Source organism: Candidatus Pantoea bituminis (assembly GCF_018842675.1).
GTDB classification, from domain to species: domain Bacteria; phylum Pseudomonadota; class Gammaproteobacteria; order Enterobacterales; family Enterobacteriaceae; genus Pantoea; species Pantoea phytostimulans.
In genome coordinates this window covers 283,431-309,131 of the sequence record NZ_JAGTWO010000001.1, presented here as the reverse complement: position 1 = coordinate 309,131, position 25,701 = coordinate 283,431, and the positions used below count along the sequence as shown (strand labels likewise).

Below are 25,701 nucleotides of genomic sequence, written 5' to 3'. Positions count from 1 at the left end.
AGTTACGCGTCTTCAATTGAGCGTAATCATAAGGTGTGAATGCTCATAAAAGAGCCCTTCGAATGGGCAACCTAAGGTATAATTTTTTCTTTTGGTTAAAGAGGTAGATATGTGTGCGTATTTAAATTCTACCGCGGGTAAAAGTGCAGTTGAGTGTGTATCAATGATAGAGAATCAGGTTGCGACTTTTCCCGACGGTAACTGGCATGTTGGGTTAAAAAATAAAACTAAAATTGTTTTGGCGCTCATTAATGAAGAGTTTGCGGCCGAAAAGCTGGGCTTCAATGAAAGTGAAGATCTAAAACAACGTGTCTATATCGCGCAAGATAAACTCATTGAAGCAGCTCTCTGGTAAGTACAGGTTACAGCGTAACAGTTAAGCTGCTATTTAGAATGAACCGTGCCGCAGAGCATTTAACCTCAGAATGGTCTCGGCACAGCTTCTAACATAACGCTTACCAATAAATCAAAGCACACCGTTTGGGAGTCATGACTTCTATCATTAAGCGCGTCCTATATCCTGACAACAATCAGTTGCGGGTTCTTTATTAGCTTAAAGCCTTCTCGTCCACTCAACCTTAACGCCTATCACTTTCGCGAACCTAACAAATATGTTTATTCTCTGAGGCGTCGATCCATGCTTTGGTGTTGAATCCGTGTTCACGCTTTAAAGTTTATACACCACGAATGAATATTCAAATTTTTTGATTTATTTGAGCAAATAGTACTGCTTTTAATCAAGCTTCCTCAGCTCTATGATTGTTTGCATCGAGGCACAATGCCTCACACCGTATAAAATTAACTAAGGAAATGACTATGAAATCCATCAAAACTTTCGTTGCAGTTGCGGCCCTGACCCTGGTTTCTTTCGGTAGCTTCGCACAAAGCGTTACTGCTTCCGCTTCTACACTTGACGGTGCCGAAGCCAAAATTGCGGCTCAGGCTCATAAGATTGGCGCTTCATATAAAATTACTGGCGCCCGAGTTGATAACAAAGCTTACGTATCAGCCGAACTGACCAAATAAACAGAATTGATTCAGGAAAGGCTGGCCAATAGGGTGGCCTTTTCGCATTTGAAGTCAAAACTCTCATCCAGAATGATGCCGCATAATTAAGTCATGCCAGCGCGCTCCTCCTCTTTTTTACTGATACGGCACAACCACGTTTAGGTGACATGGATTTCATCACAGTTATCCGCAAAGTGAGGCGGGAAAGCGCACTCATTTCAATTGTGAATTGGGCAGGGCATGTGGATGAATTGCCACGGGAGACACGCTGAGCTTGCTATCGCAACTTTAAGTCTCAATCCTGAGTATGTTGCGCGATGATCACTGCTTTGGAAATAGGGGTAAATGGTTGCGCTAAGCAAAGCATTTTTATCCGCATTCATTCATTTCTGAGAAAATACACGCCAGTTATTTCATAAACCGGCGCGTGTTTCAGTTAATTCAGTCAGAACAAAATCTGAATCTTGGCATAACGCTCTTTGTCTGAAGCCATTTCAAATGCACGGGTCACATCTTCCATGTGCACTTCAGCAGAAAGCAGGGGAGAGGGATCTATTCGCTGTTGTTCAAGCCATTTCACTGCAGTTGTAAACTCTTCGGTAAATCTAAACGATCCTTTCAATGTGATCTCTTTTACCAACAAGCTCCCAATCGGGTAATCCACGCTGGCGGACCCCATGCCGAGCTGAACGATGGTTCCACCGGGACGTGTGAAGTTCACTACGGATGTCACTGCCGCAACTGCTCCCGAGGCTTCAAAGCAGACATCAAAATATCCCCCGTTTTCTGACCAGCGTTGAAACTGTTCCTCATCACGCGGATCCGATGCAGAGGTCGCGCCCATTTGCAGCGCCAGAGAGCGGCAGCGTTCGCTGATATCTGTAGCAAAAACGTCTGCTGCACCGGACGCCAACGCCGCCGCAATGGCCAGACAACCAATGGGGCCAGCGCCGGTTACCAACACGCATTTTCCTACCAGATCCCCAGCCTGACGAATGGCATGAATACAAACGGCTAACGGCTCGGCAAAGACCAGTTTTTTGGAATCGGCATCAGACTGACAGGGCACGCACTGTTGCGGATTAAGGGCGATGTATTGGGCAAAGCCGCCATTAACATGTGGATGAAATTGCGCACTTCCCATAAAGCGCATAGAACGGCAAAGGTTTTGCTTTCCCGCTAGGCACAGCGCACACACATTGCACGCCCGCGACGGATTTACAGCAACACGCTGACCCGGATAAAGACCGCTATGCTGAGGAGCTTGTTCAATCACGCCGATAAGCTCATGACCAAGAATCATTGGAGTCTTAAGCACTGACATGCCTGCGCGACCGTGTAGATAGTAATGGATGTCCGATCCGCAGATCCCTCCACGCTCAACTTTCAGTAAAACTTCCTCATCTTCATTCCACTGCATGACATAGGGCTCACATCGCACATCGTGAGCCTTATGGATAACAACAGCACTCACTGCTTGAGACGGCATCGCTTTACCTCATCGAATTTTCTTCATACTTGTTAAACTTGCCCGTCAAGGCTTACCCGATATTGGGCACCAAAATGATGCAAATTAATAACGCTCATTGCGACGGCAGTTATTGCTACAGAGCGACTTTTATTTAATTTTTATATTTTCCGCTATGTGATTGCACCATTATTGTGATCGCGATCGATAATAAATGTTAATTTGCACTAATTATGTGCTTATTCTTTTTAAAGGAGATAAGTAAACCATATGTTTGTCTTTTTGGGACTATTCAGCAGTTTCTTAGAGAGGTTTTCTTGTGGTTTAATTACTATTTACCCAATAAAAAATATACAAATCAGTAATTTGAAAATTTTCATGATAAATAAATAACACAGTTAAGGGCAATAAATTTATTTTAATGACGTCATGAAACTGTGAAAAAAACGTTGCAAAAAGATTTTTTAAAGTGATAAAACATTCTCACTTGATAAGTAGTTTTCACTTTTGAGGTTAAAGATTATGGCTCTTGAAACGGCTGATGTTCGTATTTCATTGTCCTGGAATCGCCCTAATAAAAAATGGCTTACTGCTTTTGCACAATTTCCTGTGGCCAATATTGGCGATGCCATGGAGCGGTTGAATATGTGTGATGCAGGCATCGTGCCGATCAGCAGCAATACCGACTTTGTCGGCTTTGCCTTCCCCGTGCTGGTCACTGCGGGTGACAACGCTGCGGTAATCAAAGCGCTGGATTACATCCAGCCCGGTGACGTGATGATGATCAATGGATTAGGCCATATCGACCGTGCACTGGTGGGCGAACAGCTCACCCAACGTTTTCAACATGCAGGTGCTGTTGCACAGGTTATTGATGGCGCAATACGCGATCGCAAAGTGATTGAATCTACCGGTTTGCCTACTTTCAGCCGTGGAACCACTCCTGCCGGGCCATTCAAAAATGGTCCGGGCGTAATTGGTGAGCCGGTAGCAATTGGCGGCGTCGTTTGCTGTGCCGGAGATATCGTAGTGGGTGACGAAGACGGCATCATTGTTATTCCATTCTGGCGCGCTGAAGCCGTGCTGGCAGCGGTGCAAGAAGTGGCACGTCGTGAAGCTGAAATGACGGCTGAAGTAACGCAGCAGTATCAGTAACACGGAACTGTGAAAATTATTGCGTTAACGCCGGGGTAATTCCAACACATTTTCAGGGCAAAAAAATGACGAAATCACATGCAGTAACTATGGATTACGCTTTGCCGAAGGATGGAAAGACGAAGAACAACGTAGTGCGCCGCGCCTCGATTGCGGGTGGCGTGGGTTCGTTTGTGGAATGGTATGACTATGGGATTTACGGCTTACTCGTCAGTTCTTTAGTGCTGGTTTTTTCTGCCAGTGATATGAGTACAACCGATGCTGGCTTAATGCTGACCTATGTCGGTTTTACCGTGAGTTTCTTAGTCAGACCTTTTGGCGGCGTTATCTGCGGTTATCTGGGCGATAAAATGGGCCGCCAGAAACTGCTCGCCATTCTGCTGTTGATGATCTCGCTGGCTACCGCCGCGATTGGTTTATTACCGACTTATGCCAGCATCGGCTGGGCTGCACCCGCATTGCTGATTTTGCTGCGCATCGTGCAGGGTTTTTCTGCGGGTGGAGAAGTCTCTGGAGCGGGGTCTTTCGTGGCTGAATATGCGGAAGATAATCGTCGCGCCGTGGTGATGTCGCCGCTGGTAATGGGATCGTTTATTGCACTGCTGTTTGGCAGCCTCTTAATCAGTAGTTTAATTAACATTTTCGGCACCGACGCAATGAACAGCTGGTTATGGCGTGTGCCTTTCCTGCTGGCTATTCCGATGGCGCTTATTGGTGTTTATATCCGTACCCGCATTGAGGACACGCCGCACTTTCAGATGGTGAAAGCCAGCAAGCGTGTGGTGCGTAATCCCCTTAAAGAAGTGCTCACCTCAAAGCGCCACCTGAAAGCGATTGGCCTTGCCATCACCTTGCCTGCTGTCAATGGACCAGGCTATTACATTCTGTTCGTATACATGCCGACCTACCTGAATAAAGTCATGCATTTCCAACAGATACAGAGCCTGATGGTGACGGCTTGTGGCCTGTTGACTATCGTTGCCACCATTCCTCTGATGGCCTGGCTCTCTGATCGCCTGGGACGCAAACCCATGCTTATTGCCTCGGCCATTGCTATGGCGCTGCTGGCGTGGCCCTGTTTCTGGTTATTGACGCTGGGCATGATGCCGCTGGCGTGCATGGCGGCGATATTGCTGGCCTTCGCCTTTGCCGGACATGCCGCGGTCATTCAGGCAACGCTTGCTGAGATGTTCCCGACAACCGTGCGTTACAGCGCATACAGCATCGGCTTTAACCTCTCAACGGTAATATTTGGTGGCTCAGCGCCGTTGCTGATGACCTGGTTAATTGGCCTGACCGGTATCGCTAGCATCCCTAGTTACATGGTGATGTTCACGGCAGCACTGACTTTGATCAGTGCCCTCTATCTGAAAGAAACTGCCGGCAAGCCGCTCTGTGACGAGTAACTGCTGCAAGAAAAGTATCCACTCTGGTATTCGAGGTCATTATGAAAAACGCGTCACCCTGGCGTATAGGGTTTGATATCGGCGGCACCTTTACCGATCTGGTGCTGCTAAATGACACGACGGGCGAAGCCATTCGTCATAAAACGCTCACCACGCCGGAGGATCCTTCTGAAGGCGCTTATACCGGCCTGACGCAGCTCGTTGAGCTGGCCGGTTTGCAGGCAAGTGACATTTACACCATCACTCACGGGACCACGCTGGCGATCAATGCTTTACTGGAGCGGCACGGTGCGAAAACCGCCTTGGTAGTGACGCGAGGTTTTAGGGACGTGCTGGTGCTGGGGCGTGAATACCGCTACGACATCTATGACCTAAACGGCGCACCGGCACAGCCGCTGCTGCCCCGTTCGCAGGCGTATGAGATCTCCGAACGCGTGACAGCGCGGGGTGAAATCATCACGCCGCTGGATGAGGCCGAGGTCGTGCGGCTGGCCGCTGAGTTACGTGAGCAAAAATATGAAGCGGTCGCGGTGCTATGCATGCATGCCTATGCCTGGCCGGAACATGAGAATCAAATTGAAGCCATTCTCAGCCGCGAGTTGCCAGGCATCTCGATTTCAGTATCACACAACGTGTCACGTGAGATTCGTGAATACGATCGTGGCGTGTTGACGGCGATGAATGCCTTTGTTCAGCCCAAAGCGCGCCGCTACATGGCGCGGCTAGAGAACAAGCTACGCGAAGGCGGCTTTACCTGTGACTGGCTGGTAATGGGATCTAACGGCGGATTAATGGCGCCACAGGTCGCTGCGGATTATCCCACGCGGATTATCGAGTCCGGCCCGGCGGGCGGCATTGTGGCGACTGCGGCGTTTGCCCGCAAAAATCAGGAGCGTCAGGTTCTGGCGTTTGATATGGGCGGCACCACCGCGAAAGCCTGCGTAGTGCGCGACGGCGAACCTTCAATTACCACGGATTATGAAGTCGGTCGCGCGGATCGTCTGCTGAAAGGCAGCGGGCTGCCGGTGAAGTTACCGGTGGTGGACATGATTGAGATTGGCGCTGGGGGCGGCAGTATCGCCCGTGTCGATTCTCTTGGGCTGCTGGAGATTGGCCCGGAAAGCGCCAGCGCCTGGCCTGGCCCGGCGTGCTATGCCCGAGGCGGCGATCGTCCAACGGTAACGGATGCCAATCTGGTATTGGGTCTGCTGGATCCGGATGCGTTTCTTGGTGGGCGTATGCAATTGGACGTTGACGCTGCACGCCAGGCGATTCGCCGCATTGCAGAACCGCTGGGTTTGAGCATTGAAGATGCCGCGTGGGGCATACATGAAGTGGCCAACAGTAAAATGTCCGAAGCGCTGCGCACCCATTCGGTGGAAAAAATGTTAACCCGTCGCAGATGACCATGCTCGCTTTTGGCGGCGCTGGTCCGAGCCACGCCTGGTCGCTGGCAAAACAGCTGAGTGTGAAAAAGGTCTTTTTCCCCAATGGTGCGGGCGTCTATTCCGCGTTTGGCTTGCTGACGGCGCCGCCGAGCGCTGACTTTGTGCGAAGCGATCGCTGTCGCCTGTTACCCGGTGTGGATATCACGCGCATCAATGCGGTGTTCGCAGAAGGCTTTGATGAAGCGATGACAACGTTAGCTGCTGCCAATGCCGATCCCGCCAGCGCGGTGCAGCAGAAACTGGCTGGCGTTCGTTACGTCGGTCAGGGTTCTGAACTGACAGTAACGCTACCCGAAGCTTTCCTTACAGAGGGTAATGTGCAGGCGCTGATCGACGCGTTTGAAGCAGCACATCTGACGCGCTTTGGCCGTACGTTGCCGGGACAGGGCGTTGAAGTGGTGAACTGGCGCGGTCGAGTGCAAACCACGCCGCCAAAACTCAACACCACTGATCAACTGAGCCACCCAGTACCGGATGCTGTGGAAAAAACTTGCAGGTCTATCTGGGCCGTGAACAGGGTTTTAGTTCCTGTCGCGTTATCCCTCGGAGCCTGTTGGTAACGGGGAAGCGGTGCAGGGACCGGCGCTGCTGCAGGAAAAAGAGTGTGCTATCTACGTCGGTCCGGGCGCCTGGGCGCAGTTGGATGAACAAGGCAATATTTTGATGGAGCTGAACTGATGACTGTTGCAACCCCCGATAATCTGCGTTTTTGGACGACCCGATCAGCCTGCGCATTACCTGGGATCGCCTGGTGAGTATTTCCGAAGAGGCGGCGGCCACGCTGGTGAATATGGCGTTCTCTAGCATCATTCGCGAAGTGGGTGATTATTCGTGTTTGCTGATGGACGCCAGCGGCAGTTCGCTGGCACAGCCTAAAACCAGCGTACCGGTGTTCATTGGTACGTTACCCGCTACGGTGCGACATCTGCTGGCGAAGTTTCCGGCGGAAACGCTGAAGCCTGGTGACAGCCTAATCACCAACGATCCGTGGCTGGGCACTGGCCACTTAAATGATGTCACCGTCGTAACGCCGGTATTCCGTGACGGTAAGCTGGTGGCTTTCACTGGCGCCGCTGCGCACATGTCTGATATTGGCGGATCGCTGAATATGGGGTCCTCGCGAGACATGTTTGAAGAGGGATTTTTGATCCCGCCAAGCAAATTGATGATCGAGGGAGAGGTCAACCAGCAATTGCTGGATCTGTTCCTCGCCAACGTGCGTTCACCTGATCAGGTTGAGGGTGATTTGCACGCAATGCTGGCCGCCAACCAGATTGGTGCCAATGGATTGCTTGGGCTGATGGACGATCTGAAACTGAACTCTGTCACGCCGCTGGCGGAGAAGATCCATGCGCTGACAGAAAATGCGATGCGTAAAGCGATTCAGGCGGTGCCGGACGGGCGTTACGAAGCGGCTGTGGACATTGGCGATTACGAAGGTGATATCCATCTCAACGTGGCAGTAATTGTCGATGACAGCAATATCACGATTGATTATGCGGGCTCATCGGCTGAATCGCTGTTCGGCAGCAACTGCCCAATGTCCTTTACCTATGCCTACAGCGTCTACCCACTGAAGTGCCTGCTTGAGCCAAATTTGCCCAACAACGAAGGCTGTTTTAAATCAATTAGGGTGACAGCGCCGGAAGGCTCTATTGCCAATGCACGACCGCCTTGCGCCGTGGAGATGCGTAACCGCGTGGGGCACATGGCGCACGCCGCGATCTTTACTGCGCTTTCCGAAATCATGCCCGAACGGGTAATGGGACACTCCGGCAGCGCGCCTGTGACCTGTGACGTTTTCGCCGGCCAGTTTGATGATGGTCGGCGCTTTGTTGAAAGCCTGTGCGTTAACGGCGGAACCGGCGCCCGTCCTGCTGCTGACGGCATTGTGACCGGCTTTCCAGGCAATATGTCATCAACACCGGTTGAGCTGATCGAGTCGGCTACACCGTTGCTGTTCATGCAAAAAGCAATTGTGCCCGATTCCGGGGGCAGGGCGCTATCGCGGCGGCGTGGCACAGCGCATGGTGATTCGCAATACCAGCAAATTTCCGCTTTCTCACAGTATGTTCTATTCGCGACAGAAACACGCGGCTGAAGGTGTACTGGGTGCGTCTGCGGGCGCGCCGAACTATGTCGCCATCAATGGCGAGTCGCTGGCAAAACCGGTGGGTCGTCATGACGTGTTACCGGGCGATGAAATCACCATTCAGATGCCCGGCGGCGGCGGAAAAATGCCGGTCGGCGAGCGTGATCAGCAGGCGATTTTGTGGGATCTGCAGGAAGGTTACATCACCGAAGCGGGCGCGCTGCGCGATTACGGCGTTGACGTTACTGAGCTGAAAAGGAGGTAGAACATGGCATCGTTAAGAGGGAAAGTGGTAGTGATTACCGGTGCCGGCAGCGGCATTGGTAAAGCGGCAGCTGCGGGATTCGCAGCGCGTGGCGCACGTGTGGTACTGGTTGGGCGACGTCAGAGCGTGCTTGATGACGTCGTGGCAACACTGCAACTGCAGGGCGGTGAAGCCTGGGCGTATGCGGCGGATATCGCTAAAAAGCGTGACGTGAGCACACTCGTTACCTGGGCGAATACCGAGCTGGGCGGCGTCGATATTCTGGTGAATAACGCCGGCAGCGCCAGCAAGACCCTGAATGCGCGCTGGATTGAAGAGGAAGAGTGGGATCAGGTGCAGGACGTCAATATGAAAGCGGTGTTCCTGTTGACGCAAGCACTGCTGCCAACCATGCTGGCGCGTAAAAACGGCACCATCATTACCGTGTCATCGCTGGCGGCGCTGCGACCAAACCTGCTAGGCGGCGCAGCATACGGTGCTGCCAAGGCGGCCGTTCGCAACTTCATGACTTATCTGCATAACACCTTTCGCAATGATGGCATTCGTTCCACCTGCATTTTACCGGGCGAAGTGAATACGCCCATCATGGATAACCGTGCTAATCCGCCGTTGCAAAGTATTCGTGACCAGATGGTGCAGCCGGAAGATGTGGCCGAGGCAATTTTACTGTGTGCCAGCTTGCCTGCGCGCACGGTAATTGAAGAATTGATTGTCGCGCCGACCTTCCTCCGTGATGTATCCGGCGATATCGAAGTGAGCCGCTGGAAGAATGCGCCAGCAGAGTGCAATGCCGAGCGTGAGAACAAACGCTGAATCCTACAAGAAAGGTAAACTATGTCTTCCAAATCATTTAAAGCCGCTGAGGCAGTGCTGCGCATCGAACGCACATCGCTGCGCGTGCAACAACCCGTCTCGAATGCCGACATGGTCTCGTTGGCCATGGGCGAGCCCGATTTTGACACGCCGCCGCGCATTATTCAGGCTGCGGTGGATGCATTGCAAAGCGGATACACTCATTACGCACCGCTACTGGGTGACAACGCGCTGTGTCAGGCACTGGCTGAGGATGTATCGGCGCAAAGTGGCAATTCGGTCAAGGCCGGTGAAATTTTGGTGACGCATGGCGGAACGGCGGGACTGGCGGCAGCAATCCTCTCGATCGTGAACCCCGGCGATCGTGTGGTCATTCCAGATCCGACTTATTCGTTGTACGCCGATCTGGTGAATATGGCGGGTGGGATTTGTATACCGATGCCGTGTCGTGCCGATCTGCACTGGGATTTAACCCGTCTTGATCAGACGCTGGAAGGGGCAAAATTGTTTGTCTTCTGTAATCCTGGCAACCCAACCGGTATTGTTCACAGCCGTGAAGAGATAGAAGCGCTCGGCGCACTGGTGAATCGTCATGATACGCTGGTTATTGCCGATGAAGCCTACAGTGATCTGGTATTTACCGATCGTCCTTTTACCTCAGTGCTTCAGGTTCCGGCCTTCACTGGGCGAACGCTTTTCTGCCAAACTTTTTCCAAAAGCTATGCCATGACGGGCTGGCGCGTGGGCTATCTGGCGGGACCAGCGGAAATGATTGCGGCAGCGGCACGCGTACACAACAGCGTGAATGGTTCCGTTAACAGTGCGGTGCAGCGCGCGGCGCTGGTTGCGCTCACCGAGTGCAAAGATGATGTCAAACGTATGTATGATATCTACCGTGAACGTCGTTTGCTGATGATGAACGGATTGGCGGCGATCCCTGAGCTGAAACTGAATGAGCCTGAAGGGGCATTTTACTGCTTCCCTTCTTACTCGCTGCCGATTCCGGCAATTGATATGGTTTCGCTGCTGCGAGAGCAGGGCATCGCCGTACGGCCGGGCAGTGAATTTGGCGCGGCGGGAGAAGGACATTTACGTCTCTCTTATGCTGCCAGCAGCGAGGCGATCAGTGAAGGTGTTCGCCGTCTGAAACGCGGTTTGGCTGGGCTGAAATAGCAGTACGTTTTACTGGAAGAGAGATCGACAATGACGGGAAAAATCATGCGCAGTGACACCGAAAGAAACCGTAAAAACCTGATTCAGGCAGCGGCAAGGCTGTTCGAGCGATCGGAAACGCCGATCAGCATGACAGAAATCGCAGCTGAAGCTGGCGTGTCGGTGGCGACCGCGTATCGGCAGTTCACCTCGGTCGAAGAGGTGCTGAATACCTACCGTCATGATGTGGGTCTGTTATTGCTTGAATTCAGCCAGAAACAGACCGGCAGCGGCTTGCAGCAACTGGAGAATGTCAGCCGTTACTGGATCAAATTAGTGCGAGAACGCGGTGCAGCAATGGTGCCAATGCGTAACCGGCGTGGATACCTCGAGCGTTTGTGGGAAGGTGCTGAATATCTGCTGGTGCAGGCGAATGCGCTGCGTCCGGCATTGCGCGAAGCCATGAAAGAGATGGATTTGCCGGATATTGGCGACAAAGCGGTGTTTCTCTGGAACATCCTGTTTGACCCGCGTGAAATTTTCGATTTGCTGGACACCGTCGGCCTGACTGAAAAGCAGGTTGGCACACAGTTGTTGTCAGTGCTGGTCGGCGGTTTGCGCGGTTTCGCAATGGCTAACAACTTCTCTGTTGAGGCCTATAGAGCGAAATAATCCTGGCCGCGTTAGCGGCCATTTTCCTGAAAATTCTTCTTATCATCACATCGGCGATGAGGGCTTCGTGCGCCCTGAATCGCACCAAAGAGGTGGCATGATGGCTTCACTTTCTTATGTTTCTGACGAAGTAAACTCACCGTGGGCAACCTATTTGTCGCAGGTTGAGCGCGTACTGCCTTATCTGGGCGAGCTGTCGCGCTGGGCCGATACGCTGCGGCATCCCAAGCGAGCATTGATTGTCGATATACCACTGGAAATGGATGATGGCAGCGTACGCCATTTTGAGGGGTTCCGCGTACAGCACAATCTCTCACGCGGTCCGGGGAAAGGCGGCGTGCGATATCACCCTGATGTCAATCTGGAAGAAGTGATGGCGCTGTCCGCCTGGATGACAGTGAAATGCGCGGCGCTCAATCTTCCCTTTGGTGGTGCTAAAGGCGGCATTCGCGTTGATCCACGCGAATTATCCGTTAAAGAACTGGAGCGGCTGACGCGCCGATACACCAGTGAAATCGGTTCTCTTATTGGTCCGCAGCAGGATATACCCGCTCCAGATGTCGGCACAAATGCGCAGGTCATGGCGTGGATGATGGATACCTGGTCGATGAATGTTGGGGCAACCACAACCGGCGTCGTAACGGGAAAACCGATTCATCTTGGCGGTTCGCTGGGGCGAGTAAAAGCGACTGGCCGCGGGGTATTCGTGACGGGCAGAGCAATGGCATTACGCATGGGTTTGCCGCTGGAAAATTGCCGTGTTGCTGTTCAGGGATTCGGCAACGTCGGCAGCGTATCTGCTGAGCTTTTTACTGAAGCGGGTGCGAAAGTCATCTGTGTTCAGGATCACAGCGCTACGCTCTTTAACGCCAACGGCATCGCTATTCCGGCGCTGATTGAGTGGCAAAAGCAGCATGGCAGCATCGCTAATTTCCGTGGTGCAACTGCCGTCAGCAATGAGGCATTTTGGGAGCAGGGTTGTGACATTCTGATCCCGGCAGCACTTGAAGGGCAGATCACCGCTGAACGTGCCAGAAAGCTCATGTGCAGCCTGGTGCTTGAAGGTGCGAATGGACCGACGCTTCCTGCTGCTGATGACATCCTGCGAGACCGCGATATTACGGTGGTGCCAGATGTGATCTGTAACGCGGGTGGCGTCACCGTAAGTTACTTCGAGTGGGTACAGGATTTTTCCAGCTTCTTCTGGAGCGAGGATGAAATCAATGCGCGCCTCGATAACATCATGGAGCAGGCGCTGGGATCCGTCTGGCTAAAAGCGCAATCGCTTAAGGTCACGCTGCGAACCGCCGCCTATGCTGTGGCTTGTGAGCGTATTTTGACAGCCCGCAAAGAGCGTGGCCTTTATCCCTGATTATCGTTTAAAACTGGATGCTTATTGTTCCGTTAAGATATCTGCTGCTCGTGTTCGCCATTCTTGCCGCATGGGCTTTTAATGCCGTGGTGATCAAAGGGGGCGTCAATGAGATGTTCACTTTATTTCTTACCACACTGCGTTCTTATACTGATACCGTTTATCCGGATCAAACGCAGACAACTGCCGCTGCTACTCAAACTGGCGCTGAGTGTTGGCCTGATGCATTTTTCGCTGTTGTTCCTGGGTATGACCTATACCGATGTCGGGAACGCAGCTATGATTGTGCAGTTAGGTACGCCGTTCGCCATATCGGGAACCGCGCTGTTTCTGAATGAGCGCACTGGGGTAGGCCATTACAACTATTTTGATAAAACAGGACAGGTCATTAGAGCCTGTCGCAACGCCAAGGTTATTCGAGCAGCACCAGCTTCGCGCTTTAGACCAAGCTCATGGCATGTCTGATTAGCGCTATCTGAACGACTTGGCATTGACGCGAGAGTGAGATCCTCATCGCGCAGATAAGCAAGAGAAGTTTTACGATAACTTTTTATGCCGATGCCGCTCTCTTTGAATTAAAGTTCTCACTGAACTTATCCCTTAAACCTGTTCTGCATAAGCATGTTCAGATGCGGGAAACGACCCTTCCTTCACTGCTGCTACATAACTCTTCAGCGCCGCTTGAATGCTTTCCTGTCCCACCATAAAGTTGCGCACAAACTTAGGTACCTTGCCACCCTGGCTCAGACCCAGCATATCGTGCAGGACAAGAACCTGACCATCGGTATCAACACCCGCGCCAATCCCGATCACAGGGACTGTTACTGACTCGCTCAGCGCTTTACCCACCGAGGATGGAACGGCCTCAACCAAGATCATCGCCGCACCTGCCGCTTCCAGTTTTATGGCGGCATCAATCAATGCTTGTGCTTGTTGTTGTCCACGTCCCTGCACTTTAAATCCACCGAACATATTTACCGATTGTGGCGTTAGCCCAATGTGAGCACACACAGGTACGCCGTTGCGCGTCAACTGACGCACCGAATCGCACAACCATTCTCCGCCTTCTAATTTCACCATCTGCGCACCCGCCTGCATCAATTGCCCTGAACTATAAAGCGCTTGCTCAGGATTGGAATAAGTCATGAAAGAGAGATCGGCAATGATAAAACTTCCGGCGTTACCGCGCTTCACGCTGGCAGTGTGGTACACCATATCTTCAAGCGTGACGGGCAGGGTGCTGTCATGACCCTGAAGGATCATGCCGAGGGTATCGCCGATAAGCAGCATGTCTACGCCAGCATGGCTGGCCTCATGGGCAAAGGTAGCGTCATAACACGTCAGCATGGCGATTTTCTCGCCACTCACTTTCATTTTTTGCAGATGCGTAAGGGTGATACCGGGCATTTTATTTTCTCACATGAACGATTCGGTAATTAAAAACGCCGCGATGAGGATCATCAGGGCGCCGGAAATCTGGCTCACACGCTGTGCTGCTTTAGGGCGGGTCTGTAACACTCGCCGGGAACCCCAGGCTACAATCAAATAGACTACCGCGCAGTTAAAAACGTGCACCATTCCCAAAGCGATCATCTGGAGCGACAGCGACCAATTGCTCTCCGGATCGGTAAATTGCGGCAATAAAGCCAGAAAAAGCAAAAAGACTTTGGGATTTAACCCACTGATAAATAGTCCTTTCCAGGCCCAATTCGACCCTGTCCCGACCTCTTTCGTTTCACTGGATGTCGGTACCGAAGGGTGTTTTATCATGCCGATACCCAACCAGAACAGATAACCGGCACCAGCCAATGTTAATACTGTCATGATGATCGGCACGTTGGTGACCAGTGCGCCGACGCCCGTTGCCACAATCAGCGTTGCGAGCAGGTGACCACTTAGTAATCCGGCAATAGCGGGGAGAACAACACGACCCCGTATTCCCGCCGATATGGCATAGGCCCAATCCGCGCCGGGCGTGATAACAAATAAGATCGAAACACCCCAAAAGGCTGCAAATAAACTTACCGCCATGTCTGCACCTCATGCATTTTTATCGTCCGCATGATGCAATGAAATGGAGGCTTATTTTGTAGCGTGATGATGAACATTTCCCTACCTAATGGCTAAACACCGTTGCTGGAAAGAATATCCTTACTTGATTAAAATGTGCTTCCAATGTTTATGCATAAAACCTTCGCTAAAGGTAGATCTTTCCAAATGGACCGCATTGATCGCAATATTCTTGCCGCGCTGCAAAGTGATGGTCGATTATCTATAACTGAGCTTGCAGAACGAGTAGGGCTCAGCTTGTCGCCCTGCCATCGAAGAGTTAAAGCGCTGGAGCAAAGTGGCGTAATACGGGGATATCATGCGCAGCTTGATCCCGGCGCTCTGGGATACAACTTTACAGCCCTTGTCTTCGTGACATTACGGGATGGCGACCGGCAAGCTGTAAACGCTTTTGAGGAAGCCGTTAAACAGGTACCGCAGATTACGCTGGCGCAACGTCTGTTTGGCGATCCCGACTATCTGTTACACGTCACCACGCGAGACTTACCGGCGTTCCAGCAACTTTATGATGAAAAGCTGTCAGGTATGGCGGGAGTGCAACGTTTAACTTCCACGTTGGTGATGAAGACAGTTATTCAGGATCGCCCGCTGTTATTAGGCCAGGATTGACTGTTCCCGAGCACTGGCAGGTAACATCAAGAGAGCATCTCTTCCACCTCACCTGGCTGGTATTAAGCCATTACCTTCTCAATGGATAAATATCAAAAACAGACACAGATATTCTTTGCGCTTACGCTTGTTGGATTCCCTGCGGTGACTAACCTTGAGACATCTGATGATGTCCGGGATTAACGGTGTATGCATCTGGCGTGGCCGATGACCGGCATCAGGGGAGTGATGATGATCAAGCATGATGCAGTAGTCGTGATGCCCTGTAATGGGTTTTCGATTCAGCATGTCGATAAAACCAGTAAGTCCAATGAGGAGAGCAATAAACTGGAAGAAGAAATCTGGGGTTTGTTTGGGGAAATAGAAGCTGAAACGAATGAACATGAGAAAACGGTGATTCGGGAGCGAATTTGGCGGCTGGCCGCAACCGGCGACAAGAAGGGATGACGGCGACCTGTTCGGCGCCATCACTCTATTACGCGGACAAAAGCTGCATTACCTGCTTTGCCACTTCATCAGGTTGTTCTTCCGGTAGCCAGTGGCCGCAGCCTGAAACGCTGCCACCGCGCACGTTGGATGCGAACTCCTCCAGCATTGGCACAATCAGAGAACCGTACGAATGCTCGCCCCCAAGCGCCAGCACAGGAATGGAGAGCCGCTCTTCTTTCCAGACAAGGGCATTCTCGTGATCGCGCGGAAAGGCGCGGTACCATTCCAGACCGCCTCTCAGGTTTCCCGGCTGTGCCAGCGCGCGCGCAAATGTGTCTATTTCATCAACCGAATGCGCGCCATGATCAAACGCCCGATCGTAGATAAAGGCAGAGACATACTCCCGCTCACGGCCTTGTATCAATAACTCTGGCAAATCACGTTTCATGTGGAAGGCGAAATGCCAGACCTTTTGCTCATGCGAGTTTTGCACCCAACGGCTCCAGCCAGGTTGAGATGCATCCAACACGGTCAGGTGCGTAACGGCATCCCGCTGCGTCAGGGCAAGCGCCAAAGCCGTCATCGCCCCAATATCATGACCGCAGACTGCATATTTCGTAAAACCCAATGTTGTCATAACGGCGTGAACATCACTGGCCATGCTGTGCTTGTCATATCCGCCCTGAGGTTTCTCAGAATGCCCGGCTCCGCGAAGATCAACGGCCACGACAGTGTGCCGTTTAGCAAGTTGCGGCATCATGTGACGCCATTCCCACCACGTTTGCGGAAAACCGTGAATCAGCACAAGTGGCGATCCACTACCGCCAATCACGGCATGAATGTTAATGTCGCCAGCTACTACCCTACGGTGTTCGAAACTCTCAATATTCATGCTGTCTTCTCCTTCCATTCAGCGAAATCTATCGGCATGGCTTAAAGCATTGATGGCTTTTAGAGGGATCAGACCAGGCGGGCTCCGCAATCCACATGAATGGTTTCACCGGTGATGGCTTTGTTCTGCATAAGGAGCAACACCGCCTGCGCCACTTCATCAGCAGTTACCAGACGAGGAACAGGATTTTTCTTTGCGACCTCATCGAGTACTCGCACGCCGAGTTCTGGGAAAATAGCGTCCCACATTGGCGTGTCCGTATAACCGGGTGCAACGGCGTTAAAGCGAAGGGGAGCGAGTTCCAGCGCCAGCACGCGCGCCAATTGTTCAGTTGCCATTGTGGCAATGCCAGATACCCATGCGCCGTTGACGGGGCGGTCTGATGAGAGCCCACCGGTAAATGTAAATGATCCACTAGGCCGCATAAGACCATGCGCAGCACGCACCACCTCAACGGAGCCCCAAAGACGTTCATCAAACTTATGTCGAAAATCACCGATTTCAGCTTCAAGTGGACTGCCTACTTTGGTGCTACCCGCAGCAATATAAACGTGATCGACAAAAGGGAGCTGAGCAAAGAGTCCCTGAAGGGATTCTGTGTTGTTGATGTCAGCGACCTGGATTTCCAGCCCATTCACAGCTCTTTGTGCGGCCTCGAGTTTTTCCCTTGTCCTTGCGACGGCTAGCACGCGTGCGCCAAGTGCGGTGGCGGCTTTAGCGACGGCAAGACCAATCCCTTCTGAGCCGCCAATAATCACAACCTGCTGATCATTCATCATAAAATCTTCATCCTTTTTCAAAATGTGGCGCGGGTACTGAGGCGCCCTTATTGTTTAGTGATCGATAAACAATACTTTCTTGCGCAGAGGTGTCAAGCAGATATAATGCGCAAATGACAACGAATACCTCTCCCACAGCTGATTCTAAATCCCCTGGGCGCAAGTCCACGTTTGACCGGGACGACGCGCTCAGCATTGCTTTGAATCTCTTCTGGCGGCATGGCTATGAAGGCGTGTCGATAACCGATTTGTGTCAGGCGATCGGCATAGCGCCGCCCAGTCTTTACCATGCATTTGGCAGCAAGGCTGGTCTCTATCGAAGTGCTCTGCGGCTTTATGCCGCGGGCAATCTAACCGTAGAGGAGATCGCGGCGATGCCTTCTGCCCGTTCAGCGGTACAAAACGTTTTGGCGTTCGGCGTTAAAGCGGTGACGCAGCCGGGCAAACCGGTTGGTTGTATGATTTCCAGCGGAATGCTCATGGTTGGCGTAGAAAACGCGGATATCGCAGCGGAGTTGCGCACGATGAGAGCGGAACTACGCGAGGCGCTGGAGCAACGTATATTGTGCGACGTGGAGGCGGGATTACTGCCGCCTACTGTTGATTCGGCTGCGCTCGCCCGCTTTTATGCAACGGTCCTACAAGGGCTTTCGGTTGCTGCGGTGGATGGTGCAGAACGCGCCGAACTCGATTTGGTCGTTCAGGCTGCTATGCAGGCCTGGCCAGCGTAAGCGCTTAAGAACAAGGATTTTGCTGTTTCGGTTAAACGTTGAAGAAAGACTCTTAGTAATGCGGGGACGTTCAGGCTTTCGATGTTTAGCGCAAACACTGATTTTGTGAAATAAAAATTCGACATAATTGAGGTGAATATGATTTCTAAGGATAATGCAGAGCACTACGTTTGGGGTGATAAGTGCGACGGATGGTATTTGGTCAAACACCAGGATATGCTCGTTATTCATGAGAAAATGCCTGCCGGTACACAAGAAAAAAGGCACTATCACGCTGTATCGAGACAGTTTTTTTCGTTCTTGAAGGCGTCCTGACAATGGAACTGGAAGGAGAGAAACATGCGATCGGAGCCCAGCAGGGAATTGAAATCCCTCCCGAGGCAAAACATCAGGCCAGAAACGATTCAAATAACCCGGTTGAGTTTATTGTTATCTCTCAACCTACCACGCGTGGCGATCGCTTCGACATTCCCGATATCACATCTTAAGAGATTATCTTTTTTATAAGTCGCTATTTGGCTTTTTATAAACAGGATTGTATCACAGATCTAACATCATAATTCAATGCCATGTGATTATCTTATTTCTCATTGGTTTATTTTTTTATAAATTACCTGAAAATTATGCCGAAGATTGATTTCACAATAGTTGCCCATCTGAGTTTATATTGATGAGAGACACAGGCGTGCAAACGGGTATCTATGAAAAATCCTATATAAGGCATGAGCTATATAATAATTTCTAAGATTTATTAAATCCCATGCTATTTCTGGCAAAAAAGAGGATTTTTCATATTTTAACTCTGACCGAAAAATGTTTTATACCAGAAATTCTTTGAATACAGATAGTTGCCAGCACAAAAAGTATAAGATTAATACGGCGCTAAAAGATAGTAACACTACGTCTGCAACGTGAACACGTGAGTATAACGTTTGTATCTTTTGCCTTACTCAGCATAAGATTATTAGCTAAAACGCCAATGCTACAGAAGTAAGCCCTGTTATGGCGTTTCGAATAATTTCACCGAACATCACCGGGAGATTGCTATGCCAGATAAAATGTCTGCTCAGTGCCATTGTGGTGCGGTCGCTTTCACTGTGGAACTGATAGACGGGTTTGACTCAGTCCGGCGCTGCAACTGTTCTTTTTGCCGTATGCGTGGTGCCGTGGTTGTCTATGCCGCAGGCGTAGAAGTAACAGAGGGGCGAAACCAACTCACTGAATATCGCTTTAATAGTCGAGAAGTTGCACATTATTTCTGTTCAGTTTGCGGTATCTATACATTTCATCAGAGCCGTTCTGATCCTGAAAAATTTGGTGTCAATGTTGCCTGCATTAAAGGAATATCGCCGTTTGACTTTACATCGGTCATTGTAAGTGATGGGAATAATCATCCTAAAGATGGTGGGAAGGGCGGTGTGGCGGGTTATCTCTCTTATGTCCCTAAGTAACGTTCGCTAAAAAAACGACATTAAGGCGGATTTCGGTCATACCTGAATGATGACACAAACGGGTTACTTAGCCTTTTGCAACTTGGGCGTGATGCCCTGTATATCTTGAAAAACGCCTATTAGGACGCCTCAGCCTATACAAGATATTGCGTTGTGGATTTTCGCTGAAACGTTGCGCGACCTGCTGCACTGGCCCTGTTTGGTGAACAGGGCCAGTGCAGAAATTCAGGTTAATGCTGGGCTCAATGACGTCGCTCAAGGTTAGCATAGGGGAACTGTCCTTAAGATAACAACCTATCAATCGTGTCAGGCTGACCCCGTCACTCTGTTGGTGCGCTTGATAAGTACTGAAAATGAAGCAAAGATCGTAGTGTGTTGTGGCATGACTTGACGTCGCCTGAGCCTTCTTGTTATTAAAATTTTATTTAACAGGCCTGAATGTTAAAAATGTTAGAATTTTAATGTTTATTATTCAGTTTGGTTAATTAGAATGGAAGAAGGGAACCGACGCGCAGATTATTAAACGAGCTGACGTAAAAAAAGGAAAGTCCCTTAAAATATAATTTCACATATGCGAGAATAAGCGCGTGTATAACGACAGAGGACAATTTTTCATCCACACTGACGAAAAGCAACAACGTGGATAAGTTGTAAAATTATGGACAAAATGTTCGCTTCAATAATGGCTCAGCTCTCTTTATCTCTCTCTGGCTCAAACCGCCTGATCTGCGATCAGCACTGGCGTTTCGGACTGTAGTTCCTTTCTCTCCTTTTGTTTTTTTAAAATTAACAGGGCTAATGCGCCTTTTTTCGCGTGCTTGGCCATTATTTATCATTTAGGAGAGAAATCATGTTCTATTGGGTTTTATTAGCGCTGGCAATTGCGTCGGAAATTATTGGCACCGTTTCAATGAAATGGGCCACTGTTAATGGTGGCAGTGCAGGCTATATTTTTATGTTAGTGATGATCGCGCTTTCTTATATTTTCCTGTCGTTTGCCATTAAGCGCATTGCGCTGGGTGTGGCATACGCAATGTGGGAAGGTGTTGGCATTCTGTTTATTACGTTGTTTAGTATAATGCTGTTTGAGGAAGCGTTATCCGCTATGAAAATCGCCGGATTGCTGACACTGGTTGCGGGCATTGTATTGATTAAATCTGGCACGCTAGCGCGCAAGGAGGTGCAACATGGCCACCTTTAATTGGGTGCATATTGCCTGGTTAGCCTTGGCGATTGGATTAGAGATCATAGCGAATGTTTTTCTGAAGTTTTCCCATGGCTTTCGCCGCCCTTTGTATGGTGTATTGTCACTTATCGCGGTATTGACCGCGTTCAGTGCGCTGGCTCAGGCCGTAAAAGGCATCGATTTGTCTGTCGCCTATGCGCTTTGGGGCGGTTTCGGATTGGTCGCTACGGTCGCCGCTGGCTGGATTTTATTCGGGCAACGATTGAGTTCCCGAGGCTGGTTAGGCGTGGGATTGTTATTAGTGGGCATGGTGTTGATTAAATTCGCTTAATAGCAGAGAGATGTCAGCGGGTACCTCATCCATAACATCTATTCTCTACCAAAACGCGACGGTGATGACCGTCGCCATTGGTTTGATTGAGCTTAACCTGATTGTCGCTGTTATTCTCTGAGAGCTTGACGCATCGCATCAGGGATTTCTGCCAGGTATAACGCAGGTAATCCTTCATAGTCTGTGGTGAACAGGACATGACGATCATCTGGGGAGAAAGAAGGGTGAGGATGAGTGACCTGGCGATCGCCATCTAGAACGCGCCATGAACTATTATGTGCCGCAAGCGGCGTATATTGGCGTGTTTTAACATCAAATAAATATAACCACGGATCATTTTCAATCGTATGGCTGGTAGTATCTTGTACATCCACAGGAGTACCAGAGCCATCGCCGACGAGCATTGTGCCGTTTTCATTGCTCATGAGATGCGAACATGCAGGCATCTTCATCAAGCACGTATCTTCGTGAGTGACCGGATCATAGCGGCGCACATATCGGTCATGCTGACCTTTAAGATACGACACGTAAATCAGCGCCGATCCGTCAGGCACCCAAAACTCATGTGTACAGCTTTCACCGGACTCATGTGATTTTACCTTACGGACATTATTGCCCTCTGAATCCATTAACCACATGCGTGCATCAACAAGGTCATGAGGTCCTTCATGACAAAATGCGACGGTATTATCATCAAACGGCCGATAAATGGGATGTCCTAGCCATTCATTTCGCTCATGTATTACCTTCGATTTGCCACTCAGTAGATCAATCTTTAGCAGACGACAATGTGGATTACTGTGATAAAACGCCTGAAATATGGTCCAGTCAGACAGCGGTTTCCAGTCTTCACGGCTGATTTCAATGCCTACTAAACTATTACATTCACTGTTTGCCACCCAAGTACCGTATCCAACCCATTCATCTGGTACCTGGTAAACAATATCCTCACTTAAATCATCTAAGTTAACGCGTAATAGATTACGTTCGTTTTTAACGTAATAGAGGAACTTATCATCAGGTGAAAGGAAGCCGCCAAAAGTGTTATCACCTTTCCCTTCTGTGAGTTGAATGGCTTTTTGCGAACTTAAATCAAGAAGATAGTAGTTGCGATTTTTATCAAACTCCCCGCAAAAAGTATTTTATTACCTTCGTTGGTAAAACATTTCTGATAGAAATAATTGCGATGGCACAGGACATCGGGAGGCGTTAAGCGTGTAACAGAGGCGCCGGTTTTCGGATCCTTAAATGTAGAGAAGTTAAACTGAATGCTTGAACCCTTGGCCATGATGTTCTCCATGAGTGGCTTTACATTAACTCACTGAAATAAATAGGATAATTTACATAATTTAAATTGAAACATCGTTTCATTTTTATAATAATACATTAACGATTTGCTCCATGAGACGCTAATCACCCTTGAAAATGTAGAGTCGATCACATTTCAAATAATTATTTGTACCGTCCTAAAACTGATTCAAAAGCAATATTTTCGTGGCGTTATTTCTTTTAAAATCCTGCTCTCCTGTAGAAATTATTCTCTCAATAACCGTTATGAGCGGGATCAGCTCACTTATATGCTTCGCTCTGAACATGAATAGTCGATGATTTAGCTATCAATGACGAAAGATTCAACCCATAGGTACTGTTTAACAATCTCTTTAATGTGAAGTCATTCACAGCTATCGATCACAGATTGACATATAAAGCCCTCTATCAATAAAAATGAAACAGTGTTTCATATTGCAAATACTATCTGGGTGGGTATCAGGATGAACGTAGAAAAAGAATTCTATTCAGACATCAACTTGCTTACGGAGGAGGGAATCTACTCGGTAGCGGGGCTCTGGCTATCGCCGGCATCTGGCTATTGTATTTTTACACCACCTTCTGTGGGCTGACGCTTTTACAGGCTTCAGTTATTTTCTCTGTCGCAAGCATCATTGACGCCGTAAGTAACCCTTTGATGGGCTATCTTTCTGATAATTTTGGCAAAACGCGACTTGGCAAACGTTTTGGCCGACGTCGATTTTTCATTTTACTCGGCATACCCCTGATGATGTTCTATCCATTCTTGTGGATAGAGGGCTTTGGTTTTTGGTATTACTTATCTACTTATGTTTTATTCGAGCTGATTTATACGTCGGTGATGGTGCCGTATGAAACGCTGGCGACAGAAATGACGACCGATTTTTCCGCTCGCTCTAAACTTACCGGTTACAAAGCCATTTTCGGTAAGATAGCTAACTTCCTGGCTGCTTTAATTCCGGGCCAGTTCATTTTGATCTACGGCAAAGACTCTGCGCAGCCCTTCTTTTTTACCGCTTTAACCTATGGCGTTATTCTGTTTATCGCTATTGGGTTACTCTATTTCTATTCGTGGGAACGGCCAGTAGAAGAAACCTCGATAGCCGAAGAGAAGAAAATAGGTTTAGCGAAAACAGCAATAACGCTGGTGCGGGACATGAAATCGACCTTTCATCTGCGCGTTTTTCGTAAGCACTTAGGAATGTACCTTTGCGGATTTGGTGCAGAGTGGCTATTTGCCTCTGTCTTCACCTATTTTATAATATTCGTATTACAGTACGATCCCGCCATGGTAGCTGGGCTTAACAGCCTTAATTCCATTCTTCAATTATTCTCTACAGCGATCTTTATCGGTATCTGTGTAAAGCACGGTTTCAGTAAACCTTATATCTGGGCACTCTGTATTGTTGTATTCGCCGTTATTTGTTATAGCCTGCTGCATTTCCTTAAACTACCGCAACAGTATGTCACTGTAGCCATGTTAACTATCACGGTAATTTTCGGTATCGGTACCGGCGGTGTGTACTACATTCCCTGGACGGTTTACACATTCCTGGCAGATATTGATGAAGTATTTACTGGCCGCCGTCGTGAGGGCATCTATGCTGGAGCGATGACCTTCTCAGGAAGGTTAATGCGTTCGGTCATTGTCTTCGCAATGGGGGCAATCCTGAGTTTTTACGGTTTCCAGTCTAAATCCCATACCCAGCCTGAAAGTGCTGTCACGGCGATAGCCATGGTCTTTGGCATTGGCGTGATCAGCCTTGCTTTTATGTCGATGGTTTTCAGCTATCAAATGAAGTTAAATCGCAAAACACATCTGGTGGTTCTCAACGAAGTGTCGCGTATAAAAGCAGGGGGAAAATCAGTGAAATTGACCCCGAAGCTCGCGCCGTTATCGAAGAGCTTACGGGACACGTTTACGAGCAGTGTTGGGGTAATAGCGCCGTGTGCCGAAATATATTCGATACACCAAATGATGGCCAAATAAATACCAGACAGCCTGTGAATATCACCAAAAGTTCTCAATAAACAGGCTTGCATCCCCATTCTGGCCGGGAATCCGGCCAGTTATTTCACTCTTTTCAAAACCGCTTTTAATACACTTTATGCTATGAGGCTCCGTAAGGAGCCTTTTGCCCGATCTGAACTGCCTCAAAACAGGTGAATATCATAGTGATATTTCCCAACTACCGTGGGTAGCAGCAGATTTTCCTGTTATCCATAGATGTGGAAAGCTAAAGACTTGTGAGCGGTGATTAATACGGAAAAGCATCACGGATACAGTCAGAGAGTTACAAGGGCAGCACGACAGCTTCATTCTGAAACGCGGCATCATTATTTGGCGCCGTTTGCAAAGCTAGACGGACCGGGAAAGCCGCTGCTTCATGGGGCGTGCGGTCGCCCAAATGCCCGCTTAAATCAGTATTAACTAATCCGGGGCAAACCGAGACAGCGGTTATCGCGGTATCTTTCAGTTCTGCGTTGAGCTGAATAGTCAGCATGTTCAGTGCAGCTTTTGACGTGTTATAGCCTATAAGTTTCACATTATAAAACGGTGACTCTTTATCATTATTCAGCGTAAGCGAACCAAGACTACTTGAGATATTCACAATACGCCCGGCTGATGACTTACGCAGCAAAGGCAACATCGCCTGGGTAACAGCCAGCGGTCCGATAAAATTGGTTTCAAGTACATGACGTACTGTGTCTGGCGAAGTGCTACCCGGTAAACCATCACGGGCATCTGCAATGCCGGCATTGTTAACCAGAATGTCCAGACGACCGTATGCATTTTCGATGTGTTCCGCCGCCGCAGCGATGTTTTCACCGTCGCAAATATCAATTTGAAGGAATGAAACATCAAGTCCTTCGTTCATCAATGTATTAGCCGCCGCCTGCCCGCGGGCTGAATTGCGTGCCCCAAGTAATACCTTGGTACCCGCCAGCGCCAGCTGTTTCGCGATTTCATAGCGGATACCTTTGTTGCCGCCCGTGACCAGCGCAAGTGAAACGGTCATCGCTTACTCCTTTAGATTTATTAGTGAAGAGGGTGTCCTCTATA

21 protein-coding genes and 5 pseudogenes are annotated in these 25,701 nt (G+C 49.7%); 19 read left to right on the top strand and 7 right to left on the bottom strand.

The annotated features are described in order from the left end of the window. Nucleotides 1–109 precede the first annotated feature (109 nt). Both KQP84_RS01640 and KQP84_RS01635 read left to right on the top strand, forming a co-directional pair. Nucleotides 110–355, top strand: coding sequence for a hypothetical protein (locus tag KQP84_RS01640; RefSeq protein WP_215844951.1), 246 nt, complete (start codon nucleotides 110–112; stop codon nucleotides 353–355). 461 nt (nucleotides 356–816) lie between these two features. Further along, nucleotides 817–1,026 carry a YdgH/BhsA/McbA family protein gene (locus KQP84_RS01635; RefSeq protein WP_215844950.1) on the top strand — a complete coding sequence of 70 codons (210 nt, stop codon included), beginning with the start codon at nucleotides 817–819 and terminating at the stop codon, nucleotides 1,024–1,026. A 427-nt stretch (nucleotides 1,027–1,453) separates the two neighbouring features. Here the strand turns inward: KQP84_RS01635 and idnD are convergent, their stop codons facing one another. Further along, complete coding sequence (idnD, locus tag KQP84_RS01630) at nucleotides 1,454–2,497, bottom strand: L-idonate 5-dehydrogenase (RefSeq protein WP_215844949.1); 1,044 nt, start codon at nucleotides 2,495–2,497, stop codon at nucleotides 1,454–1,456. A 501-nt stretch (nucleotides 2,498–2,998) separates the two neighbouring features. Between idnD and KQP84_RS01625 the strand changes: the two genes are divergently transcribed. The 9 genes and pseudogenes from KQP84_RS01625 to KQP84_RS01580 all read left to right on the top strand — a co-directional run bounded on the left by KQP84_RS01625 (nucleotide 2,999) and on the right by KQP84_RS01580 (nucleotide 13,316). Further along, complete coding sequence (locus KQP84_RS01625; protein WP_215844948.1) at nucleotides 2,999–3,631, top strand: RraA family protein; 633 nt, start codon at nucleotides 2,999–3,001, stop codon at nucleotides 3,629–3,631. A gap of 65 nt (nucleotides 3,632–3,696) precedes the next feature. Further along, nucleotides 3,697–5,037: an MFS transporter gene (locus tag KQP84_RS01620; RefSeq protein WP_215844947.1), complete on the top strand. Its 1,341-nt coding sequence runs from the start codon at nucleotides 3,697–3,699 to the stop codon at nucleotides 5,035–5,037. A gap of 41 nt (nucleotides 5,038–5,078) precedes the next feature. After that, nucleotides 5,079–7,045, top strand: a pseudogene (locus KQP84_RS01615) (hydantoinase/oxoprolinase family protein). A 191-nt stretch (nucleotides 7,046–7,236) separates the two neighbouring features. After that, nucleotides 7,237–8,842 (top strand): annotated as a pseudogene (locus tag KQP84_RS01605) (hydantoinase B/oxoprolinase family protein). 3 nt (nucleotides 8,843–8,845) lie between these two features. Continuing rightward, nucleotides 8,846–9,655, top strand: coding sequence for an SDR family oxidoreductase (locus KQP84_RS01600; RefSeq protein WP_215844944.1), 810 nt, complete (start codon nucleotides 8,846–8,848; stop codon nucleotides 9,653–9,655). A gap of 21 nt (nucleotides 9,656–9,676) precedes the next feature. Then, entirely contained in the window at nucleotides 9,677–10,828 is a 1,152-nt protein-coding gene (locus KQP84_RS01595) for a pyridoxal phosphate-dependent aminotransferase (RefSeq protein ID WP_215844943.1), read from the top strand. A gap of 45 nt (nucleotides 10,829–10,873) precedes the next feature. After that, nucleotides 10,874–11,479: a TetR/AcrR family transcriptional regulator gene (locus tag KQP84_RS01590; protein WP_252515102.1), complete on the top strand. Its 606-nt coding sequence runs from the start codon at nucleotides 10,874–10,876 to the stop codon at nucleotides 11,477–11,479. A 100-nt stretch (nucleotides 11,480–11,579) separates the two neighbouring features. After that, nucleotides 11,580–12,851: a Glu/Leu/Phe/Val family dehydrogenase gene (locus KQP84_RS01585; RefSeq protein ID WP_215844986.1), complete on the top strand. Its 1,272-nt coding sequence runs from the start codon at nucleotides 11,580–11,582 to the stop codon at nucleotides 12,849–12,851. A gap of 108 nt (nucleotides 12,852–12,959) precedes the next feature. Further along, nucleotides 12,960–13,316: a DMT family transporter gene (locus KQP84_RS01580; protein ID WP_215844941.1), complete on the top strand. Its 357-nt coding sequence runs from the start codon at nucleotides 12,960–12,962 to the stop codon at nucleotides 13,314–13,316. Between the two features lie 135 nt (nucleotides 13,317–13,451). Here KQP84_RS01580 and panB read toward each other — a convergent pair whose 3' ends face one another. Together panB and KQP84_RS01570 are read right to left on the bottom strand one after the other, a co-directional pair. Then, complete coding sequence (gene panB / locus KQP84_RS01575) at nucleotides 13,452–14,258, bottom strand: 3-methyl-2-oxobutanoate hydroxymethyltransferase (RefSeq protein WP_215844940.1); 807 nt, start codon at nucleotides 14,256–14,258, stop codon at nucleotides 13,452–13,454. A 9-nt stretch (nucleotides 14,259–14,267) separates the two neighbouring features. Further along, nucleotides 14,268–14,882 (bottom strand): LysE family translocator, encoded by a 615-nt coding sequence (locus KQP84_RS01570; protein ID WP_215844939.1) that lies wholly within the window; start codon nucleotides 14,880–14,882, stop codon nucleotides 14,268–14,270. 186 nt (nucleotides 14,883–15,068) lie between these two features. On the opposite strand from KQP84_RS01570, the gene KQP84_RS01565 reads away from it, so the two are divergent. Both KQP84_RS01565 and KQP84_RS01560 read left to right on the top strand, forming a co-directional pair. Next, the gene (locus tag KQP84_RS01565; RefSeq protein ID WP_215844938.1) at nucleotides 15,069–15,530 is read left to right on the top strand and encodes an Lrp/AsnC family transcriptional regulator; all 462 of its coding nucleotides are present in this window, start codon (nucleotides 15,069–15,071) and stop codon (nucleotides 15,528–15,530) included. Between the two features lie 189 nt (nucleotides 15,531–15,719). Beyond that, complete coding sequence (locus KQP84_RS01560) at nucleotides 15,720–15,977, top strand: hypothetical protein (RefSeq protein WP_215844937.1); 258 nt, start codon at nucleotides 15,720–15,722, stop codon at nucleotides 15,975–15,977. Between the two features lie 28 nt (nucleotides 15,978–16,005). Here KQP84_RS01560 and KQP84_RS01555 read toward each other — a convergent pair whose 3' ends face one another. Next, entirely contained in the window at nucleotides 16,006–16,851 is an 846-nt protein-coding gene (locus KQP84_RS01555; RefSeq protein ID WP_215844936.1) for an alpha/beta fold hydrolase, read from the bottom strand. A 68-nt stretch (nucleotides 16,852–16,919) separates the two neighbouring features. Then, nucleotides 16,920–17,651 carry an SDR family oxidoreductase gene (locus KQP84_RS01550; RefSeq protein WP_215844935.1) on the bottom strand — a complete coding sequence of 244 codons (732 nt, stop codon included), beginning with the start codon at nucleotides 17,649–17,651 and terminating at the stop codon, nucleotides 16,920–16,922. Nucleotides 17,652–17,830: 179 nt separating this feature from the next. On the opposite strand from KQP84_RS01550, the gene KQP84_RS01545 reads away from it, so the two are divergent. The 5 genes and pseudogenes from KQP84_RS01545 to mdtI all read left to right on the top strand — a co-directional run bounded on the left by KQP84_RS01545 (nucleotide 17,831) and on the right by mdtI (nucleotide 21,329). Continuing rightward, nucleotides 17,831–18,361: a TetR/AcrR family transcriptional regulator gene (locus KQP84_RS01545; protein ID WP_215844934.1), complete on the top strand. Its 531-nt coding sequence runs from the start codon at nucleotides 17,831–17,833 to the stop codon at nucleotides 18,359–18,361. A 138-nt stretch (nucleotides 18,362–18,499) separates the two neighbouring features. Next, nucleotides 18,500–18,849 (top strand): annotated as a pseudogene (locus KQP84_RS01540) (cupin domain-containing protein). Nucleotides 18,850–19,407: 558 nt separating this feature from the next. Further along, nucleotides 19,408–19,812 (top strand): GFA family protein, encoded by a 405-nt coding sequence (locus tag KQP84_RS01535; RefSeq protein ID WP_215844933.1) that lies wholly within the window; start codon nucleotides 19,408–19,410, stop codon nucleotides 19,810–19,812. 850 nt (nucleotides 19,813–20,662) lie between these two features. Next, nucleotides 20,663–21,013 carry a multidrug/spermidine efflux SMR transporter subunit MdtJ gene (gene mdtJ / locus KQP84_RS01530; protein WP_215844932.1) on the top strand — a complete coding sequence of 117 codons (351 nt, stop codon included), beginning with the start codon at nucleotides 20,663–20,665 and terminating at the stop codon, nucleotides 21,011–21,013. Then, nucleotides 21,000–21,329 (top strand): multidrug/spermidine efflux SMR transporter subunit MdtI, encoded by a 330-nt coding sequence (gene mdtI / locus KQP84_RS01525; protein WP_215844931.1) that lies wholly within the window; start codon nucleotides 21,000–21,002, stop codon nucleotides 21,327–21,329. The genes mdtJ and mdtI overlap by 14 nt, the downstream gene beginning before the upstream one ends. A gap of 110 nt (nucleotides 21,330–21,439) precedes the next feature. Here the strand turns inward: mdtI and KQP84_RS01520 are convergent. Then, nucleotides 21,440–22,617, bottom strand: a pseudogene (locus KQP84_RS01520) (oligogalacturonate lyase family protein). A gap of 468 nt (nucleotides 22,618–23,085) precedes the next feature. Between KQP84_RS01520 and KQP84_RS01515 the strand changes: the two are divergent. Further along, a pseudogene (locus tag KQP84_RS01515) lies at nucleotides 23,086–24,668 on the top strand (MFS transporter). A gap of 263 nt (nucleotides 24,669–24,931) precedes the next feature. Here the strand turns inward: KQP84_RS01515 and KQP84_RS01510 are convergent. Continuing rightward, a complete protein-coding gene (locus tag KQP84_RS01510; protein ID WP_215844930.1) occupies nucleotides 24,932–25,657 on the bottom strand; it encodes an SDR family oxidoreductase in 726 nt (241 codons plus the stop codon). Nucleotides 25,658–25,701: the final 44 nt, after the last annotated feature.